Genomic DNA, 18132 nt, shown 5'->3' on the forward strand with positions numbered 1-18132 from the left:
GAACCCGGAAGTTAAGCCTTTCAGCGCCGATGGTACTGCATGGGAGACTGTGTGGGAGAGTAGGACACCGCCGGACTCACAGTGGTTGAGGGCCATCCCGCGAGGGGTGGCCCTCAACGCATTTCTGGGGGCTTCGCCGATGGCGAAGCCCCTTTTGCGTTTCCGAGGACATTTGGGGGTCCCGCCAGTTGGCGGGACCCCCTTTCTGTTCCCAGGGGCCGTGGCTGTGCTCGCGGTGCGGCACTCGCGGTCCGGCGCTGGAGGTGGGTTTTCCACAGGTTGGCGGACGGGTTGAGGCGCGGGCCGGCGGGCCGGGAGACTGGAGGTGTACGGTCCGCCCCCGGGCGGGAGGGGCGTCGTTTGGGGCTTGGGTTTTGTGGGGTTGGGCTGGCTGGGGCGTCGGTGGTGGTGGGTGGGTTACGCGGGCTGACCTGGGGTTCTTTTTGGTTGGTGTGGGGTGGGATGTCTCTGGGATGTGGCATGGTGGTCGTGTGAATCTGGACGACCTCGTCCGCCTGCGTCGGGCTCGTGACCTCATGGATCGTGAGTACGCCCAGCCACTGGACGTCCCAGCGCTGGCGCGTGCCGCGCTCATGTCGCCGGGCCATTTCTCGCGTAGCTTCCGGGCCGCCTTCGGCGAGACGCCCTACAACTATCTGATGACGCGTCGGATCGAGCGGGCCAAGGCGCTGCTGCGGCGCGGTGATCTGACGGTGACCGAGGTCTGTTTCGAGGTCGGGTGTACGTCGCTGGGGTCGTTCAGCTCGCGGTTCACCGAACTCGTCGGGGAGAGCCCTAGCGCTTATCGGTCTCGGAGCCACGATGACGGCGCGGTGATCCCGGCCTGCATCGCGAAGATTCATACGCGTCCGATCCGGTCCGGAGGGGCGAAGCCGACCGGCCGGTCGTAGCATGACCTGCATGGACATCCAGCTTGCCCAGTGTTTCATCGCCGTGGACGACCATGACAAGGCGCTCGCGTTCTACCGGGACGTCCTGGGCTTCGAGGTGCGCAGCGACGTCGGCTTCGAGGGGATGCGCTGGGTGACCGTCGGGTCTCCGGCCCAGCCCGATGTGGAGATCGTGCTGGAGCCGCCGCTGGCTCACCCGAACTCCTCGCCGGCCGACAAGGAGGTCATGGCGGAGCTGCTGGCCAAGGGCCTGCTGCGCGGTGTCATCTTCCGGACGGACGACTGCGACGCGACGTTCGAGCGCATTCGCGCGGCGGGCGGTGAGGTGTTGCAAGAGCCGATCGACCAGCCGTACGGGGTCCGGGACTGTGCGTTCCGCGATCCGTCCGGGAACATGCTGCGGTTCAACCAGCCGCTCAAGAGGTAGCCCCTACTCGTCGCCAAGAGTGGCGGCGGCTCGGGGCCTACGCGCGTGTCGGCTGGAATGGTCTCCCGGTGGTCAGTGTGTGGGCGTCAGGATTGCGTCGAGGGTCTTGGCCCATTGGCGTAGAAGGCGGTCGCGGCGGGCCGAGTCGTCGGTGAGCAGGTCGGCCAGGCCGAGGCCGCGCATCAGGTCGAGCGTCGCCTGCACGGCTTCCCGGACGCCGGGCACGGATTCGTCCGCGCCGAGCGCCTCGACCGTCAGTCGGTGCGCCTCCCGGCCAACGCGGGCCTCCAGCGGGACGACGCTGGCGCGGAGCTGGTCGTCCGAGCTGGCCGCCACCCAGAGCTGGAGCGCTGCGCGGAACAGCGGGCTCGTGTACATGTCGCCGAGCATGAGGACGACCTCCAGCGTGGTCGGCCGTCGGCCCGGCGTGGTGTCGAGGCGTTCGCGCATCCGTGCCCGGCGCACCTCGCTGCCGTACTCGACGGCGGCCGTCACGAGTTCTTCCCGCGTCCGGAAGTGGTGCTGCGCGGCCCCGCGCGAGACCCCGGCGCGTTCGGCGACGACGGCGACGGTCGTGCTCGCCCACCCGACCGAGGCGAGGCATTCGATCGCCGCCTCCAGGAGGCGCTGCCGGGTCGCGCGGCTGCGGTCCTGGCGGGGTTGCCGGGGGGTCGCCTGGGTGGTCATCGCGTCCTTCGGTCGGTGGTTCACCAGTCAACCAAACCGGCGGCACTGAAAACAATCATGCACGATTGATTTTTTCTGGCCGGGCTGGCAGGCTGCGGGCCATGACGCGACCCTTGCGGATCGGGAACGCCTCCGGCTTCTTCGGCGACCGGTTCTCCGCGGTGCGGGAGATGCTGGACGGCGGCCCGCTCGACGTCCTCACCGGTGACTATCTCGCCGAGCTGACCATGCTCATCCTCGGGCGCGGCCGGATGAAGGACCCGGACGCCGGATACGCGACGACGTTCCTGCGGCAGATGGAGGAGTCCCTCGGGCTGGCGGCCGAGCGCGGCGTCCGGATCGTCACGAACGCGGGCGGGCTCAACCCGCGCGGCCTCGCGGCGCGGCTGCGGGAGATCGCGGCGCGGCTCGGCGTCGACGTCCGGATCGCGCACGTCGAGGGGGACGACCTGCTGCCGCGCGCCGCCGACCTCGGCCTGACGTCCCCGGTCTATGGCGCGCCGCTCACCGCGAACGCCTACCTCGGCGCGTGGGGGATCGCGGCGGCGCTGGAGGCGGGCGCGGACGTGGTCGTGACGGGACGGGTGACCGACGCGTCCCTCGTCGTCGGGCCGGCCGCCGCGCACTTCGGGTGGGCGCGGGACGACTGGGACGCGCTCGCGGGCGCGACCGTCGCCGGGCACGTCCTCGAGTGCGGCGCGCAGGCGACCGGGGGGAACTACGCGTTCTTCACGGAGGTCCCGCTGGGGGAGCCGGTGGGCTTTCCGCTGGCCGAGGTCCGCGCGGACGGGTCCAGCGTCATCACCAAGCACCCCGGCACGGGCGGCGCCGTGACGACCGAGACCGTCACGGCGCAGCTCCTGTACGAGATCGGCGGGCCCGCCTACGCCGGGCCGGACGTGACGACGCGGTTCGACACCGTCCGGCTGCGGCAGGACGGGCCGGACCGCGTCGAGATCAGCGGCGTGGTCGGCGCGCCCCCGCCGCCGGACACCAAGGTCTGCCTCAACCATCTCGGCGGGCACCGCAACGAGATGACGTTCGTGATCACCGGGCTGGACGTCGACGCGAAGATCGCGCTGGCGCGGCGGCAGCTCGACGCGGCGTTCGGCGCGCGGAGGCCCGCCCGGATGGAATGGACGACGATCGGTGTCCCGGCGTCCGATCCCGTCACGCAGGGCGAGGCGACCGTGCTGCTGCGGTGCGCCGTCCTGGACGCCGATCCGGGCCTGGTGGGGCGGACGTTCAGCGGCGCGGTCGTGGAGCTGGCGCTCGCCGGGTATCCCGGGTTCACGATGACGTCGCCGCCGGGGAAGGGGTCGCCGTTCGGCGTGTACACGGCGGCGTTCGTGCCGAACGGGGAGGTGCGGCAGGTCACCGTGCTGCCGGACGGGGACGAGGTGGCGATCGAGCCCGCGTCCGTCACCGCGCCGCTGCCGGAGGCGCCGGACGGGTCCGAGCGGCGCGCTGCGGAGGAAAGTGAATCCGCCTCAGATCAGCCCCCGCCCGCCCAGGGGGGCGACCCCACTTCCATTGTCCAACGAGAGAACGCCCCCGCGAAAGCCACCGCCGATCCTGTGGATAACCCACAGACCCCCAGCGTAAGCGCTCCCACCGTTCGAGCCACCGCAGGCGCTCCCACCGCAGGCGCTCCCACCGCAGGCGCTCCCACCGCAGGCGCTCCCACCGCAGGCGCTCCCACCGCAGGCGCTCCCACCGCAGGCGCTCCCACCGCAGGCGCTCCCACCGCAGGCGCTCCCACCGCAGGCGTCGCCGCCGTGGCCGCTTCCGCCGGGGGAGTTCCCGCTGCAGGAGCCCCCACCGTGCGGGCCCCTCTCGGACGCATCGTCGGCGCCCGCAGCGGCGACAAGGGCGGCAACGCCAACATCGGCGTCTGGGCCCGCACCGACGCGCAATGGCACTGGCTCCACTCCTACCTCACCATCGACCGCCTCCGCGACCTCCTCCCCGAAACACGCCGCCACACCGTCACCCGCCACACCCTGCCCCACCTGCGCGCCCTCAACTTCGTCATCGAGGGCATCCTCCAGGACGGCGTCTCCGCCTCCACCCGCTTCGACCCCCAGGGCAAGGCCCTGGGCGAATGGCTGCGCGCCCGCCAGGCCGACATCCCGGAGTCACTTCTATGACCTTCAAAAGCGCCCTGGACCCCCAGAGCCCCGAATACCAGAGCCGCCGCGCCGCGATGCTCCAGAAGATCCAAGAGCTGGAAGCCGAGCACGCCAAGGCGCTGGCGGGCGGCGGCGAGAAGTACGTGACGCGGCACCGCAAGCGCGGCAAGCTCCTGGCCCGCGAGCGCATCGAACTGCTCCTCGACCAGGACTCCCCGTTCCTCGAACTCAGCCCCCTCGCCGCCTGGGGCAGCGACTTCCAGGTCGGCGCGAGCGTCATCACCGGCATCGGCGTCGTCGAGGGCGTCGAATGCATGATCGTCGCGAACGAGCCGACCGTCCGCGGCGGCTCCAGCAACCCCTGGACGGTCAAGAAGAGCTTCCGCGCGTCCGACATCGCCCTGGAGAACCGTCTCCCGGTCATCAACCTGGTCGAGTCCGGCGGCGCCGACCTGCCCACGCAGAAGGAGATCTTCATCCCGGGCGGCCGGATGTTCCGCGACCTCACCCGCCTGTCCGCCGCCGGGATCCCGACGATCGCGCTCGTCTTCGGCAACTCCACCGCCGGCGGCGCCTACATCCCCGGCATGTGCGACCACGTCGTGATGGTGAAGGAGCGCGCGAAGGTGTTCCTCGGCGGCCCGCCGCTGGTGAAGATGGCGACCGGCGAGGAGTCCGACGACGAGGAGCTGGGCGGCGCCGAGATGCACGCCCGCACGTCCGGCCTCGCCGACTACATGGCCGCCGACGAACCCGACGCGCTGCGCCTCGGCCGCCAGATCGTCCGCAACCTCAACCACCGTAAGCACGGCCCAACGCCCGCAGAGACGGTCCCACCCCGCTACGACCCCGAGGAACTGGCCGGGATCGTCCCCGAAGACCTCAAGGTCCCGTTCGACCCCCGCGAGGTCATCGCCCGCATCACCGACGCCTCCGCGTTCGACGAGTTCAAGCCCCTCTACGGGACGAGCCTCGTCACCGGCTGGGCCCGCGTCCACGGCTACCCGATCGGCATCCTCGCCAACGCCCAGGGCGTCCTGTTCGGGGACGAGGCGCAGAAGGCCGCCCAGTTCATCCAGCTCGCCAACCAGACCGACACCCCGCTCCTCTTCCTCCACAACACGACCGGCTACATGGTCGGCAAGGAGTACGAGCAGTCCGGGATCATCAAGCACGGCGCCCTGATGATCAACGCGGTGGCCAACAGCAAGGTCCCGCACATCACGATCGTCATGGGCGCGTCCTACGGCGCGGGCAACTACGGCATGTGCGGACGGGCCTACGACCCCCGCTTCCTGTTCACCTGGCCCAGCGCCAAGTCCGCGGTCATGGGGCCGCAGCAGCTCGCCGGCGTCCTGTCCATCGTCGCCCGCCAGGCCGCCGAGGCGCGCGGCCAGGTCTACGACGAGGACCAGGACCGCGCCATGCGCGAACTGGTCGAGACCCAGATCGAGGCCGAGTCCCTTCCCTTCTTCCTGTCCGGACGGCTCTACGACGACGGTGTGATCGACCCCCGCGACACCCGCACCGTCCTCGGCCTGTGCCTGTCCGTCGTCCACAACGCGCCCGTACGCGGAGCCGACGGCTTCGGCGTCTTCCGGATGTGAGCCGATGATCGAGACAATCCTGGCGGCCAACCGGGGCGAGATCGCCCGCCGCGTCTTCCGCACCTGCCGCGACCTCGGCATCGGCACGGTCGCGGTCCACTCCGACCCCGACGCGGGCGCGCCGCACGCCCGCGAGGCCGACCGCGCCGTCCGGCTCCCCGGCGCCGCGCCCGCCGACACCTACCTGCGCGGCGACCTGATCATCGACGCCGCCCGGGCCGCCGGCGCGGACGCGATCCACCCCGGCTACGGCTTCCTGTCGGAGAACGCCGCGTTCGCGCGGGCCGTCCTGGACGCCGGACTGACCTGGATCGGCCCGCCGCCCGCCGCCATCGCCGCGATGGGCTCCAAGATCGAGGCGAAGAAGCTCATGGCCGCGGCGGGCGTGCCCGTCCTGCCCGAACTCGACCCCACGGCGGTCACCGAGGACGACCTCCCGATCCTCGTCAAGGCGTCGGCGGGCGGCGGCGGACGCGGCATGCGCGTCGTCCGCGCCCTCGCCGACCTGCCCGGCGAGGTCGCCGCCGCCCGCCGCGAGGCCGAGTCCGCGTTCGGCGACCCCGCCGTCTTCTGCGAACCGCTGCTGGAGAACGCCCGCCACATCGAGGTGCAACTCCTCGCCGACGCGCACGGGACGGTCTGGGCGCTCGGCGAACGCGAGTGCTCGATCCAGCGCCGCCACCAGAAGATCGTCGAGGAGGCGCCGTCGCCCGCCGTGGACGACGCGCTGCGCGCCCGCCTGTGCGGCGCCGCCGTGGACGCCGCCCGCGCCCTCGGCTACACCGGCGCCGGGACCGTCGAGTTCATGCTGACCGCCGACGGACGGTTCTACTTCCTGGAGATCAACACCCGCCTCCAGGTCGAGCACCCCGTCACCGAGTGCGTCTACGGGCTCGACCTCGTCCGCCTCCAGATCGAGGTCGCCGAGGGCGCCCGGCTCCCCGCCGAACCGCCCGCCCCGCGCGGCCACGCCATCGAGGTCCGCCTGTACGCCGAGGACCCCGCCGCCGACTGGCGGCCCGGCACCGGCACCCTGCGCGCCTTCGACGTCCCCGGCGTGGACGCGGAGTTCGCCGTCCCCGCCGGGCACGGCCTGCGCCTCGACAGCGGCGTGGCGGCCGGGGACACCGTCGGCGTCCACTACGACCCGATGCTCGCCAAGGTCATCGCGTGGGCGCCCACCCGCGCCGCCGCCGCGCGCCGCCTCCGGGCCGCGCTCACCGGCGCGCGCCTGCACGGCGTCACCACCAACCGCGACCTGCTCGCCACCATCCTGCGCGAGCCCGCGTTCCTCGCCGGGGACACCCACACCGGCTACCTGGACGCCGTCGGACTCGGCACCCTCGCCGCGCCGCTCGCCGGACCGGACGCCGTCGCCCTGTCCGCGCTCGCCGCCGCCCTCGCCGACGCCGCCGCCAACCGCGCCGCCGCGCGCGTCCTCGGCGGGCTGCCGTCCGGGTGGCGCAACGTCCCGTCCCAGCCGCAGCGCAAGACCTACGAGACCCCGGACGGCGCGACGATCGACGTCGAGTACCGCCTCACCCGCGACGGCCTCCACGGCCACGACGCCGACCTCGTGTCCGCGACGCCGGACGAGGTCGTCCTCGACGCGGGCGGCGTCCGGCACCGCTTCGCCGTCGCCGCCGCCGGGGACCGCGTGGACGTCGACTCCCCGCTCGGGCCCGTCGCGCTGCGCGCCGTCCCGCGCTTCGCCGACCCCGCCGACCTCGTCGCGCCCGGCTCCCTCCTCGCCCCCATGCCCGGCACGGTCGTCCGCGTCGAGACCGCCGCCGGGGCCGACGTCGCCGAGGGCCAGACCCTCGTCGTCCTGGAGGCCATGAAGATGGAGCACCGCATCACCGCCCCCGCCGCCGGCACCGTCGCCGTCCTCGACGTCCGCGCCGGGCAGCAGGTCGAGGCCGGAGCCGTCCTCGCCGTCATCGCCGCACCCCCCGAAAGGACCCCCGCGTGAACTACACCGAATCCGAGGAGCGGCAGGCCCTGCGCGCCGCCGTCGCCGACCTCGGCGCCAAGTACGGCCCCGACTACTTCATCCGGAAGGCGCGGGCCGGGGAGAAGACCGACGAGCTGTGGCGGGAGGCCGGACGGCTCGGCTACCTCGGCGTGAACGTCCCCGCCGAGTACGGGGGCGGGGGCGGCGGCATCGGCGACCTCGCCGCCGTCTGCGAGGAACTGGCCGCCGCGGGCTGCCCGCTGCTGCTCATGGTCGTCTCGCCCGCGATCTGCGCGACGATCATCGCGCGGTCCGGCACCGAGGACCAGAAGAAGCACTGGCTGCCCCGCTTCGCCGACGGCTCGGTCAAGATGGCGTTCGCGATCACCGAGCCCGACGCCGGGTCCAACTCCCACCGCATCACCACGACCGCCCGCCGCGACGGCGACGGCTGGGTCCTGAGCGGGCAGAAGACGTTCATCTCCGGCGTGGACGAGTCCGACGCCGTCCTGTTCGTCAGCCGCAGCTCCGACCAGAAGGGCAACCTGCGGCCCTCGCTGTTCATCGTCCCCACCGACACGCCGGGCTTCACCTGGACGCCCATCGAGATGGAGATCGTCTCGCCGGAGAAGCAGTTCGTCTGCCACCTCGACGACGTCCGGCTGCCCTACGACGCGCTCGTCGGCGACGAGGACGGCGGCCTCCTGCAACTCTTCGCGGGCCTCAACCCCGAGCGGATCATGGCGTCGGCGATGGGCGCGGGCATCGGCCGCCTCGCCCTCGGCAAGGCCACCGGCTACGCCAAGGAGCGGCAGGTCTTCAAGACGCCCATCGGCGCGCACCAGGGCCTCGCCCACCCGCTTGCCGCCGCCAAGATCGAGATCGAGGTGGCCCGGCTCATGGCGCAGAAGGCCGCCGCGCTCTACGACGCGGGCGACGACCTCGGCGCCGGCGAGGCCGCCAACATGGCCAAGTACGCGACCGCCGAGGCCGCCGTCCACGCCGTCGACACCGCCATCCAGGTCCACGGCGGCAACGGCCTCACCAGCGAGTACGGCGTCGGGATGCTCGCCGGCGTCGTCCGGCTCATGCGCATCGCGCCGGTCAGCCGCGAGATGATCCTCAACTTCGTCGCGCAGCACACCCTCGGGCTCCCCAAGTCCTACTGAGCCGCCGACGCCGACGGGCCGCCTCCCCGCACCCGGGGGAGCGGCCCGTCGCCGTGAGATGGGCCACAGAAGCCCGTTCGGGTGTGAGATGCGCCACGAAACCGGGCATCCAAAACCACAGGTCAACGGCGACTCATGAACCTGCCTGCCAAGAAACCGGCTAAAACCTCGCCTGAATTGAGGCATTGCATGTGCTAAAACCCGTCTGAGGTTCGCGGGAAGGCACAAGACGGCGGACGGGAAGCGCCCCGTACCGCCCGATCGCCCGTGCCCGCGCGGAGAGGATCTTCATGAGCACCGTGGAAGTCCCGACCATCGGGCAGGTCGTCGACACCGATCGTTATCCCCTCGAAGAACCCGGCGGGCCCGCCTGGAATTCCATTGTCGCCCGCACCCGGAAAGAACTGCGCGAGACCGGCTGCAGCGTCCTGCCCGACTTCGTCCGCCCCGCCGGCCTGGACGCGCTCCGGGCCGAGGGCGCCGCCATCGCCCCGCACGCCCACTACGACGTCGAGACCGTCAACGCCTACAACATCGACCTCGCGACCCCGCTCCCCGACGGCCACCCGGGACGCATCACCGTAGAACGCGGCAACGCCTTCGTCCCCCGCGACCGCATCCCCGCCGAGCACATCGTCCACCGGCTCTACACCGACGCCGGATTCCAGCGCTTCGTCGCCGAATGCTTCGGGCTGCCCCGCGTCCACGAGCTGGGCGACCCCCTCGCGGGCCTGTGCCTCAACGTCGTCGCGCCCGGCATGGAGCACCCCTGGCACTTCGACACCAACGAGTTCACCGTGAGCATGCTCACCCAGGAGGCCGACGAGGGCGGCGTCTTCGAGTACTGCCCCGGCATCCGCAGCGCGGCCGACGAGAACTTCGACGACGTCCGCGCCGTCCTCACCGGGCGCGGCGGCCGGCTCGTCCGGCGGCTCGCGCTGCGCCCCGGCGACCTGCAGCTCTTCAAGGGCCGCTACTCCCTGCACCGCGTCAGCCCCGTCGCCGGCCGCACCGCCCGGCACTCGGCGATCTTCGCCTACAGCGAGCGCCCCGGCGTGATGGGCAGCGTCGCCCGCACCCGCCAGCTGTTCGGCCGCGTCCTGCCCGAGCACCTCGCCGCCGAGGGCCGCGCCGTCCGGGTCGACGCGCTCCTGGACTAGGGCGGCTCCCCGGGGACCGGCGCCCCCGCCGGCCCCCGCCCGCCCCGTCCCCTCCCGGAAGGACCCTTCGTGCAGTCCAGCACCGCCACCGGAAAGATCTCGCTCGACCACATTTACACCCAGCCTGACCCGCGCGATTACTTCACCACGCTCCGTCGGCTCGAATACCAGATCCCGCAGCAGGCCCAGCCGTTCTTCCGGGCCCTCGTGGACGAATACAAAACGGTGACGGGAACCCCCCTGCCCACCGTTCTCGACATCGGCTCCTCGTACGGGATCAACGCCGCGCTGATGAAATGCGGCGCCACGATGGACGACCTCTACGACCGCTACGCCGGACCCGACGCCGCCGCGCTGGACCGCGTCGCCCTCCTGGACCGCGACCGCGCGCTCGTCCGCTCCCGCCGCGACCCCGGCGTCCGGTTCACCGGCCTGGACGCGTCCGGGGAGGCCCTGGCCTACGCGCTCGCCGCCGGGTTCCTCGACGACGCCGTCCACGCCGACCTGGAGGAGAACGACCCGACGCCGATGCAGCGCGCCCGCCTGTCGCGCGCCGACCTCGTCGTCTCCACCGGCTGCGTCGGGTACGTCACCGAGCGCACCCTCGCGCGCGTCATCGAGGCCCAGGACGGACGGCGCCCCTGGATGGCCCACTTCGTCCTGCGCATGTTCCCGTTCGACTCCGTCGAGGACGTCCTCGACAGCGCCGGCTACACCACCACCCGCTACGAGCGGCTGTTCCCGCAGCGCCGCTTCGCGACGCCGGACGAGCGGGCCGACGTGCTCGACACGCTCCGCGCCGAGGGCGTCGACCCCGCGGGACGCGAGACCGAGGGCTGGTTCTACGCCCGCCTCTTCGTGTCGCGGCCCCGGGACGCGGCCGGCCGCGCCATCATCGACCTCGCGCCCGCGAGCAGCGCCGCGACGGGCGGCACCGCCGCAATCCCCCACACCAAGGAACGACGTGAACACGACTGACGAACCCTCCGCCCGCACCTTCGGCAACGAGGACGCCCTGCCGCGCGTCCCGCTGCCCACGCTGGAGGACACCTGCGAACGGTTCCTCGCCTGGAGCGCGCCGCTGCTGACCCCGGCGGAACTGGAGGAGACCCGCGCGGCCGTCGACGAGCTGCTCGCCGACGGCGGCGCGGGCCGCGTCCTGCACGCCGCGCTGGAGGAGTACGACCGGAGTGAAGGCGTCCACAGCTGGCTCGACACCTTCTGGCCCTACCGCTACCTCGGCCGCCGGGACCGCATCGCCCTGAACGCCAACTTCGTCTTCCTCTTCCAGGACGCCGACCTCACCCAGGAGGAGCGCGCCGCCGCCCTCATCACGGCGGCCGTCGACTACAAGCTGCGGCTCGACACCGAGAGCGTCCCGCCGGTCGCGCAGCGCGGACGCCCCCTGTCGATGGAGCAGAACAAGTACCTGTTCTCCGCCACCCGGATCCCGGGGGAGAAGCAGGACACCGTCCGCGTGCCGTACACCGACGCGTGGCCCGGCCCGTCCGACGCGCGGCACATCATCGTGTTCCACCGCGCCAACGCGTTCCGGATGGACGTCATCGGCCCCGACGGCGTCCCGCACAGCCCCGCCGACCTCGCGGACGGGCTCCGCGCCGTCCGCGCGGAGGGTGCCGCCCGCGCCGCTGCCGGGACCGCGCCCGGCCACCTCACCACCAAGGCCCGCGCCGAGTGGGCCGCGTCCCGCGCCGCGCTGCTCGCGCTCGACCCGGCCAACGCGCAGGCCCTGGACACGATCGAGACCGCGCTGTTCTGCGTCTGCCTGGACGACGTCACTCCCAAGGACGACCACGAGGCGACCGACCACCTGCTGCACGGCGACAGCGGCAACCGCTGGTTCGACAAGGCCGTCTCGCTGATCGTGTTCGCCGACGGGTCCGCCGGGATCAACATCGAGCACTGCGGGCTCGACGGCACCACCGTGCTCAGCTTCGTCGACGACATGATGAACACCTCCACCGAGGACCACGCCCGCAGCTCCGGCGCCCGGCCGCAGGGCACCCCGGCGATCGAGCCCGTCCGGTTCGTCCTGGACGACGCGCTGCGCGCCGACGTCCACGCCGCCGCCGTCGCGTTCGCCGACTATGCGGCCGCGACCGCCACCGAGACCGTCGCGTTCGACGATTTCGGCGCCAACGACGCCAAGAAGCTCGGGATCTCGCCGGACGCGTTCGTCCAGATGGCCTACCAGCTCGCCCACCAGCGCGCCAAGGGTCGTGTCGGCGCGACTTACGAGTCCATCGCCACCCGCCAGTACAACCGGGGACGCACCGAGGCCATGCGCGTCGTCACGCCCGAGGTGCTGGCGTTCGTCCGGACCCAGAACGACCCCGCCGCCACCGCCGACGAGCGCCGCGCCGCGCTGCGCGCCGCCGCCGAGGCCCACGTCGCGCGCGCCAAGGACTGCCAGGCCGGCCGCGCCCCCGAGCAGCACCTGTGGGAGCTGCAGCTCATCGCCGAGCGGCGCGGCGCGGAACTCGGCGTCACCGAGGCGCCCGCGCTGTACTCCTCGCCCGGCTGGCGGATCATGCGCGACGACTACCTCAGCACCAGCTCCGCGCCGTCGGTCAACGTCAAGTACTTCGGATTCGGCTCCACCAGCCCGCAGTGCATCGGCGTCGCGTACGTGCTGCTGCCCGACCGGTTCAACGTGTACCTGAGCACGCCGCGCACGGTCGCGGACGCGATGGAGTCCTTCGCCGGGCACCTGCGCGCCGCGGTCGCCGAACTGCGCGACCTGCTCGCCGGCGGCTGACGCGCCCGGGCCCGCGGGACGTCCCGCGGGTCCTCAGCCCGCCAGCGCCGCGACCTGAGCGGCCAGGGACGCGGACGCGGTCAGCCGGTTGTCGATCGCGTCGTGCGGGACGGGCGGCGGCTCGTCCGGGCGCATCCGCTCGACGAACGCCCCGAAGGCCGCCAGCTTGCCCGCGTCGCGGGGCGAGTTGCGGGCGAGAAGCCGGTGCCGCAGCGTCGCGGCGTCCGAGCGGATCCACACCAGGCGGACGTCCGGGCCGCCGAGCGCGTCCGTCCACGCCGCCCACCGCTCCGGGTCCCGGATCTGCCCGGTGAACGGGCCGCTCAGCAGCACCGGGCAGCCCGCCGCGCGGACCTCCCGCGCCGCCGCCGTCAGCCCCGCGTACTCGTGGGCCTTCACGTGCTCGTCGTACCAGGGGCCCTCGCGCTCGCCCGGATCGCGGCCGTGCGCGGCCAGCGTCGCCGCGACGAACGGGCCGAACAGCGTGTCCTTGTCCAGCAGCGCCGGGACGGGCCGCAGCCGCTCCAGCAGCAGCCCGCACACCGTCGACTTGCCCGCGCCCGGCGGCCCCGCCACCACCCACACGGTCCCGCTCACGCGGGCAGCCGCATGCGGCGGGTGGCGAGCTTGCGGATCCGCTCCTCGTCGATCGCGTGGCCGAGGCCCGGCTGCGTGAGCGGCACTCCCACGACGCCGCCCGCCGACCGCACCGGGGGCGTCACGAACACCGGGCCGCCCGCCGGGTCGGTCACCCCGCTCGGCAGCGTGCAGCCCGGCAGCGCCGCCAGCGCCACCGCCGCCGCCTGCCCCACGCCGAACACGCCGACGCCCGTGCACCACACGTCCCAGCCCGCCGCGTACGCGCGGTCGTGCGCTGCGCGCGCCGCCGTCAGCCCGCCCAGCCGGTCGTAGCGCAGGTCCAGGGCGCGGCCCGCGCCGAGCGTGATCGCCGCGTCCAGGCCCTCCACGTCGCGCACCGCCGGGGCCACCGCCGCGTCCACCCGCCGCTGCAGCCGCGCGTGGGCGGCCAGGTCGTCCGCCGGGAACGGGTGCGCGATCGCCAGCGGGCCGTAGGCGTCCAGCGCCTCCAGGGCCGCCAGGTGCGCCGCGTCCTCGGTGTAGGCGTTGCCCGCGTCCGCGACGATCGCGAGCGCCGGGAACGCCGCCCGGACGGCCCGGACGCGCTCCACGTCCCGGCCCGGCCGCACGTCCAGCGTCACCCGCGTGTGGCCCGCGCCGACCGTCCGGTTCACGAGGGCGGGCAGCGCGTCGGGAGCGCCGTCGACGGCGATCCGCGCGCCCGTCACGATCGACGTGCGCGTCCCGCCGAGCGCGTGCGCCAGCGGCAGGCCCCGGTTGCGGCACCACAGGTCCCAGCAGGCGACGTCCACGGCCGCCGCCGCGCTGCGCCCGCCCAGCTCCGCCGCCGCCGAGACGTCCTCGGGACGGTCCCAGTCCAGCCCCAGCAGCGCCGGGCCGAGCCGTTCCTCCAGATCCGCCCACGCGCCGCCCGCGAGCGCCGGATCGGCGCCCGGCGCGACCTCGCCCCAGCCCACCGAGCCGTCACCGCCCGCGAGCCGGACGAGGATGCTCTCCGGCCGCCGTCCGTGCGGCATCCGCACCCGGAAGGCGTCACAGCCCACGATCTGGGGCACCCGAACACGTCCCTCCACAGTCGGCCATCGTCACGTTCCATGATTCACCCGCCGGGCCGCCCGCCGCGCCACGGGGCCGCCGTCAGCGCCGGAACGGCCACCGGATCGGGTGCGGCGTGTACCCGCCGTCGGCGAGCCCCGCCTGCCGCTCGAACGGGTTCGCGGACGCGTGGTCGCCGCAGAGCAGCAGCGACACGCCCGCGCACACCAGGTACAGGGGGATCATCAGCGGGCCGAGCAGGAACGCGTACTGCGTCGCGTGCCGTCCCTCGTGCCGCAGCAGCGCCGGACGGTCCAGCAGGTCCGCCGCCGCGCGCCGCGCCGTCACCACGTTGCCGACCGTGAACACCGGCGCGGCCGGGAGCGGCCAGCGGTAGCCGCCGGCGAGGACCAGCCCGTCCGGGCCCGGACATCGCCCGCGCTCCGGCGAGCCGCGCGACCCGGCCGCCGCGAGCAACAGGCCGAGCGGGGTCGACAGGTTGACGGCGTTGACGATCCGGCGGATCCGGAGGGGACGGTCCACCCGTCCATTGTGCCGCGCGTCACGACGGGCAGGTCGCCTCCAGCGACACCGGATGCGAGTCCCCGCCGCCGACCGGGTTCTCCTCCCCGCCCGCCGCCACCGGCCGCGACGTCGACGGGGACGCCGTCGGCGCCGCCTGCGCGGACTTCTCCTTCGGCGCGACGGCCTTGGCCGCCAGCCGCCGGATCAGCGCGTAGTCCGGGTTCGCCGTGCTGATCAGCGGCGGGACGAACTGGAGGCTGTCGATCTTGGCGCCGTCCTTCATCTTCCCCGACAGCTCGATCAGCCCCGGCAGGAGCTTCTGCGGGATGTCGGTGGACAGCGTGTGCTTGGCGGCCGTGGCGAGCTTGTCGAACTTCGTCAGGACGGTCCGCGCGTCCGCCTGCCGCGCGATGGCCCGCAGCAGGCACTTCTGCCGTCCCATGCGCGTGTAGTCGTCGCTGTCGGTGCGCGACCGCCCGTACCAAAGGGCCTCCTTGCCCCGCAGCGTGCGGTAGCCGGGCTGCAGGACGCCGCCGTTGCGCCCGTAGGGGATCGGCTGGGTGATCCGCACCTTGACGCCGCCCATCGCGTCCACGATGTCGGCGAAGCCGAACATGTCCACGAGGATGTAGTAGTCCACCGGCTGCGCGAGGACCCCGGCGATCGTCTTCTTCAGCAGCTCGGGACCCCGGTGGTTGCGCGCGACGCCCGGCACGACGTCCGGGTGGTCCTCGGCGTACTCGTAGACCTCGTTGAGCAGGCCGGGCGTGCCGGGGCCGTCGCCGGTGAAGCCGTAGGGGAAGCGGTCGCGCGCCGGGCCCGCGGGCAACTGCACGCGCTCCAGGTTGCGCGGCAGGCTCAGCAGCACGGTGTCACCGGTCTTGGTGTCGATGCTCGCCACCGTCATGCTGTCGGTGCGCACGCCCGTCCGGTTCGCCGCCGCGTCGCCGCCGAGCAGCAGGATGTTGACGCGCGGCCGGTCCTTCCACGGGTCGTCGGCGTCCACGGGACGGCCGTCGCCGCCGAACCCGCCCGTCTTGAAGATGCTGGTCAGCGTGTCGCGCCAGACGTACATGTGGTGCGTGGCGAGGGCGAACGGCGCGGCGATCACCAGGCACAGCGCGAGCGTCGCGGCGACGCCCGCCGCGCGGGACACCGCCGCCAGCCCGTCCGGCCGGACGACCAGGTAGCTGCGCACGACGACCGCGATCCACACGGCCGCCAGCACGACGACGCCCGCCGCGATCGAGTTGATGAGGTCCGGGCGGCCGGCGAGCGGGTACAGGTCGTCGCGGTAGGACGACCAGGCGATCAGCCCCGCCGCCACCAGCGCCCCGTAGAGGGCGAGCAGCAGCGCGCCCGCCACGCGGCGTCCGGCCCACAGGTGCGCGATGCCCCACACCAGGGCGGACGCGAGCGTCAGCACGAGCGCCGTGGGCAGCCCCGCCGCGCGCCCGCCGACGGGGCCGTCGTCCCCGGGGTCGTCGCGAGGTGTTCGCCCGTCGTTGGTACGACTCGCCATGTACGCTCCGATTCCCCGGGCGGGGTGCTGTCAGCACCAGACCTACTCTATGGACGCGCAAAACCGGGGCAAGGTTGGCGCGAACGGGCATCAAGCCGCCCCGGGATGATCTTCTACCAGCTCGTCGCGAGCGGCATCCCCTCGGCGTAGCCCGCCGCGCCCTGCACGCCGACCGTGGCGCGCTCGTGGAACTCCTCCAGCGTCCGCGCGCCCGCGTAGGTGAACGAGCTGCGCACGCCCGCGACGATCGCGTCCAGGAGGTCCTCGACGCCCGGCCGCGCCGGGTCCAGGAACATCCGGGACGTGGAGATGCCCTCCTCGAACAGCGCCTTGCGCGCCCGGTCGAACGGGGAGTCCTCGGCGGTGCGCAGCGCCACCGCCCGCGCCGACGCCATCCCGAAGCTCTCCTTGTAGAGCCGCCCGTCGGCCGCGCGCTGCAGGTCGCCCGGCGACTCGTAGGTGCCCGCGAACCACGAGCCGACCATCACGTTGGACGCGCCCGCCGCGAGCGCCAGCGCCACGTCGCGCGGATGCCGCACGCCGCCGTCCGCCCACACGTGCCGGCCGAGCCGCCGCGCCTCGGCCGCGCACTCCAGCACCGCCGAGAACTGGGGACGGCCCACGCCGGTCATCATCCGCGTCGTGCACATCGCGCCCGGCCCGACGCCGACCTTGACGATGTCGGCGCCCGCCTCGACCAGGTCCCGGACGCCCTCGGCCGTCACCACGTTGCCCGCCACGACCGGCACCGCCGGGTCCAGCTTCCGGATGGCCGCGAGCGCCGTCAGCATCTTCTCCTGGTGGCCGTGCGCGGTGTCGACGACGAGGACGTCCGCGCCCGCCTCCAGCACCGCCGCCGCCTTGGCCGGGACGTCGCCGTTCACGCCCACCGCCGCCGCGATCCGAAGCCGTCCGGCGTCGTCCACGGCCGGGCGGTACAGGGTCGCGCGCAGGGCGCCGGTGCGGGTCATGAGCCCGGCGAGGTTCCCGGCGGCGTCCACGACGGGCGCCAGCCGGTGCCCGCCCTCGTGCAGCCGCGTGAACGCCTCGCGCGGGTCGATGCCGAGCGGCAGCGTCAGGACGTCGGCGGACATCACGGTGCGGAGCTGGGCGAAGCGGTCCACGCCCTGGCAGTCCGCGTCGGTCACCACCCCGACCGGGCGCTCGCCGTCCACCACGACGACGGCGTTGTGCGCCCGCTTGCCGAGCAGCGCCAGCGCGTCGCCGACGGTGTCGGTCGGCGACAGCCGCAGCGGGGTGTCGACGACGAGGTCGCGTCGCTTCACCCAGGAGACGACCTCGGCGACGACGTCCAGCGGGATGTCCTGCGGCAGCACCGCCATCCCGCCGCGGCGCGCGATCGTCTCGGCCATCCGCCGGCCCGACACCGCCGTCATGTTCGCGACGACGATCGGGATCGTCGTGCCGGACCCGTCCCCGCTGGCGAGGTCGACCTCCAGCCGGGAGCCGACCGCCGAGCGGCGCGGAACCATGAAGACGTCGTTGTAGGTGAGATCGTGAGCGGGACGCTCACCGTTCAGCAGACGCACGGCCGGACCACGCACCAATCGGAGATCGAGGGTGTCTACCGCCTCACATTCTCCTTCATACCGGGATGTGCCGC

General features: G+C 73.3%; 15 protein-coding genes and 1 rRNA gene. 10 read left to right on the forward strand and 6 right to left on the reverse strand.

The genetic code is table 11. The annotated features are described in order from the left end of the window. The 3 genes from rrf to GQ466_RS23785 all read left to right on the forward strand — a co-directional run. Nucleotides 1-76, forward strand: a 5S ribosomal RNA gene (rrf, locus tag GQ466_RS23775); the annotation flags it as partial. A 460-nt stretch (nucleotides 77-536) separates the two neighbouring features. Next, on the forward strand, nucleotides 537-911 hold the full coding sequence (locus GQ466_RS23780) for a helix-turn-helix transcriptional regulator (RefSeq protein WP_202421063.1): 375 nt from the start codon (nucleotides 537-539) through the stop codon (nucleotides 909-911). Between the two features lie 10 nt (nucleotides 912-921). Further along, nucleotides 922-1338 (forward strand): VOC family protein, encoded by a 417-nt coding sequence (locus tag GQ466_RS23785; RefSeq protein WP_161105253.1) that lies wholly within the window; start codon nucleotides 922-924, stop codon nucleotides 1336-1338. A gap of 72 nt (nucleotides 1339-1410) precedes the next feature. On the opposite strand, the gene GQ466_RS23790 is transcribed toward GQ466_RS23785, so the two are convergent. Then, entirely contained in the window at nucleotides 1411-2025 is a 615-nt protein-coding gene (locus GQ466_RS23790) for a TetR/AcrR family transcriptional regulator (RefSeq protein WP_161105491.1), read from the reverse strand. A gap of 101 nt (nucleotides 2026-2126) precedes the next feature. Between GQ466_RS23790 and GQ466_RS23795 the strand changes: the two genes are divergently transcribed. From GQ466_RS23795 to GQ466_RS23825, 7 genes are all read left to right on the forward strand, one after another. Then, nucleotides 2127-4175 (forward strand): acyclic terpene utilization AtuA family protein, encoded by a 2049-nt coding sequence (locus GQ466_RS23795; protein ID WP_161105254.1) that lies wholly within the window; start codon nucleotides 2127-2129, stop codon nucleotides 4173-4175. Next, nucleotides 4172-5764, forward strand: a complete 1593-nt coding sequence (locus GQ466_RS23800) for an acyl-CoA carboxylase subunit beta (protein ID WP_161105255.1) — start codon at nucleotides 4172-4174, stop codon at nucleotides 5762-5764. Before GQ466_RS23795 ends, GQ466_RS23800 begins: the two co-directional genes overlap by 4 nt. A 4-nt stretch (nucleotides 5765-5768) precedes the next feature. Beyond that, the gene (locus GQ466_RS23805) at nucleotides 5769-7736 is read left to right on the forward strand and encodes an acetyl/propionyl/methylcrotonyl-CoA carboxylase subunit alpha (protein ID WP_161105256.1); all 1968 of its coding nucleotides are present in this window, start codon (nucleotides 5769-5771) and stop codon (nucleotides 7734-7736) included. Then, complete coding sequence (locus GQ466_RS23810; RefSeq protein WP_161105257.1) at nucleotides 7733-8887, forward strand: acyl-CoA dehydrogenase family protein; 1155 nt, start codon at nucleotides 7733-7735, stop codon at nucleotides 8885-8887. The genes GQ466_RS23805 and GQ466_RS23810 overlap by 4 nt, the downstream gene beginning before the upstream one ends. Before the next feature lie 290 nt (nucleotides 8888-9177). Next, nucleotides 9178-10047 (forward strand): HalD/BesD family halogenase, encoded by an 870-nt coding sequence (locus tag GQ466_RS23815; RefSeq protein WP_161105258.1) that lies wholly within the window; start codon nucleotides 9178-9180, stop codon nucleotides 10045-10047. Between the two features lie 69 nt (nucleotides 10048-10116). Continuing rightward, nucleotides 10117-11025 carry a class I SAM-dependent methyltransferase gene (locus GQ466_RS23820; protein WP_161105259.1) on the forward strand — a complete coding sequence of 303 codons (909 nt, stop codon included), beginning with the start codon at nucleotides 10117-10119 and terminating at the stop codon, nucleotides 11023-11025. Beyond that, the gene (locus tag GQ466_RS23825; protein WP_161105260.1) at nucleotides 11012-12826 is read left to right on the forward strand and encodes a choline/carnitine O-acyltransferase; all 1815 of its coding nucleotides are present in this window, start codon (nucleotides 11012-11014) and stop codon (nucleotides 12824-12826) included. Before GQ466_RS23820 ends, GQ466_RS23825 begins: the two co-directional genes overlap by 14 nt. Before the next feature lie 33 nt (nucleotides 12827-12859). Here GQ466_RS23825 and GQ466_RS23830 read toward each other — a convergent pair whose 3' ends face one another. From GQ466_RS23830 to GQ466_RS23850, 5 genes are all read right to left on the reverse strand, one after another. Then, nucleotides 12860-13423, reverse strand: a complete 564-nt coding sequence (locus GQ466_RS23830; RefSeq protein WP_161105261.1) for an AAA family ATPase — start codon at nucleotides 13421-13423, stop codon at nucleotides 12860-12862. Next, entirely contained in the window at nucleotides 13420-14481 is a 1062-nt protein-coding gene (locus tag GQ466_RS23835; protein ID WP_161105262.1) for an enolase C-terminal domain-like protein, read from the reverse strand. Before GQ466_RS23835 ends, GQ466_RS23830 begins: the two co-directional genes overlap by 4 nt. Nucleotides 14482-14563: 82 nt before the next feature. Beyond that, nucleotides 14564-15004, reverse strand: a complete 441-nt coding sequence (locus tag GQ466_RS23840; RefSeq protein ID WP_161105263.1) for a hypothetical protein — start codon at nucleotides 15002-15004, stop codon at nucleotides 14564-14566. 19 nt (nucleotides 15005-15023) lie between these two features. Further along, nucleotides 15024-16508 carry an LCP family protein gene (locus GQ466_RS23845; protein ID WP_161105264.1) on the reverse strand — a complete coding sequence of 495 codons (1485 nt, stop codon included), beginning with the start codon at nucleotides 16506-16508 and terminating at the stop codon, nucleotides 15024-15026. A gap of 113 nt (nucleotides 16509-16621) precedes the next feature. Beyond that, nucleotides 16622-18058: a GuaB1 family IMP dehydrogenase-related protein gene (locus tag GQ466_RS23850; protein ID WP_161105265.1), complete on the reverse strand. Its 1437-nt coding sequence runs from the start codon at nucleotides 18056-18058 to the stop codon at nucleotides 16622-16624. Nucleotides 18059-18132 lie beyond the last annotated feature (74 nt).

Source organism: Actinomadura rayongensis (assembly GCF_009831215.1).
GTDB classification, from domain to species: Bacteria; Actinomycetota; Actinomycetes; order Streptosporangiales; family Streptosporangiaceae; genus Spirillospora; species Spirillospora rayongensis.